Genomic DNA, 1768 nt, shown 5'->3' with positions numbered 1-1768 from the left:
TTTTTATATAAATTATATAATTTAACGCGATCACTCTCTGTAAACTCATAATCCATAGCCCTGTCAAGAAAAGCTTCGGATATTCGATTTACAGGAAACAGTTCATCCTTTTTCCTATCATACTTAAATAATGTGCTTAATTCATATGGCCTGTGATAATCTTCAGGCTTGAATATCATTTCCGATACTTCCTTTATATATCTCTTACCTGTCTGCCTGTTTATAGAAATGAATATAAGAATATTAACTGCTCTGGCTATATCGTATAGTGCGGATTCCTCAGTCTTATATATTCCTCCGCGTAAAAGCATATTTTTGTAGTCATATATAAAGTCCTGATTTGAGGAGGTGTGGAAGCTCCCCATGCTTCCCCTGTTCTGCCTTGTCATTGCCTCCAGAGTTATATAGGCCTCTTCGGGAGTCAATACTTCACCGTCTATGATTATATCACGGTTCATCCTAAGCCCTGTCTTAAAACAATCTTCAGGAGACTTCAACTTGAAGAATTTTAAGTTTTTGACATCTTTGTCCGGGAAATATTTGAGTATGTTAAGTTCCAATGTAGATTCTATTGTAAGAATTGATACATTTTCTGGGATAGAAGATATGAGCCTTAGAAGATATGTTGTCTTACCTGTACCCTGTCCACCAAGTACAAAAATATTGGGTCTGCCTTTCATTATGAGATCTATGAATTCCTCCATATATAAATTTGAAGTCCTGGAAGCTATGAAAAACTCTTTTGAAAAGAAAGTGGCCCCCGTATACCTCAAGTTGAGTGAATAATACCTGCTGTACGGCGGCATTACTGCAGTTACCCTGGCACCACAAATTCTTTCACATTTCACTTCCGGATTATTAAAGTCAAGAGGATGAAAATTGTCCAGTTTGGAAAATGACACACTTCTTCTTATCGTATCTTCATAGGAAACTTCATCCTTAAAATACAGTTTTTTTACCCTTTCTTTTCTTCCTTTTATCTGAAAGCTCACGAAATCCTTGGTATTTAAGTTTATTTCATTCAGACCATCTACATCATTGTAACTGTATATATCTATCACTGAAAGTCCATACAGCTCCTGAAATATTATCTGTGCCAGAAGCCCAATCTTTACGTTGAGGTTGTCATCCCTGTGAATACACAAACTGTTTATTATCATGCCAAAATCTTTATTGTTCCCTGTATATACTTTTTCGAAATAATTTACATGGTATTGTTCTATAAGTAAGTTTATATTTTGAGTATCCACCGACTTGTTTATATAATTTATAATTACACCCTTTAAAATATCTTTACTGTTGGGATCACCAAAACCCGCCATTTCTTTTAATGAACTCAAATTTTTAACATTTTGACGGTTATCATCTACCATATCACTGATAAATCTTAACAATCTATCAAGAGTATCTATTTTATAAAGTGCCATCTATTATCACTCCCATATATATATTTGTAGGGCAGTTAGTTTTTAACCACCCTACAAAATTACCTTGCTCTTCTTATAAGTCTCACAAGATTGGCATCTATTTTCCGCATTTTAAGCTCTTCAGATTGGAAAATCCTTTTTATTTTTATGACGCATGTGTCACCCGGCTCTGGATTGAAACCTTCCCAGTGAGGGTATGGACAAAGTGCACTCACATGTTTTAAATGTTTCAGCTCAAAAAATATTCCAAAAGACTCTACTCCTGTTACCACAGCTTCATAACAGCTGTTTTTGGTAACTTTCTTGATATTTTCAAAATACGGATCATCTGTAGCTCTCTT

General features: G+C 34.8%; 1 protein-coding gene and 1 pseudogene. Both read right to left on the bottom strand.

Annotated features, from left to right (window positions below; genetic code table 11):
- On the bottom strand, positions 1-1427 hold a 1427-nt coding region (locus J5G60_RS18175), incomplete at its 3' end, for an ATPase, T2SS/T4P/T4SS family (protein ID WP_207876629.1).
- A 59-nt stretch (positions 1428-1486) separates the two neighbouring features.
- A pseudogene (locus tag J5G60_RS18170) lies at positions 1487-1768 on the bottom strand (S1 RNA-binding domain-containing protein); the annotation flags it as partial.

This window comes from Clostridium sp. HV4-5-A1G (assembly GCF_900184915.1).
Taxonomy (GTDB): domain Bacteria; phylum Bacillota; class Clostridia; order Clostridiales; family Clostridiaceae; genus Clostridium_B; species Clostridium_B aromativorans.
This window is presented reverse-complemented; position numbering and strand designations above follow the sequence as displayed.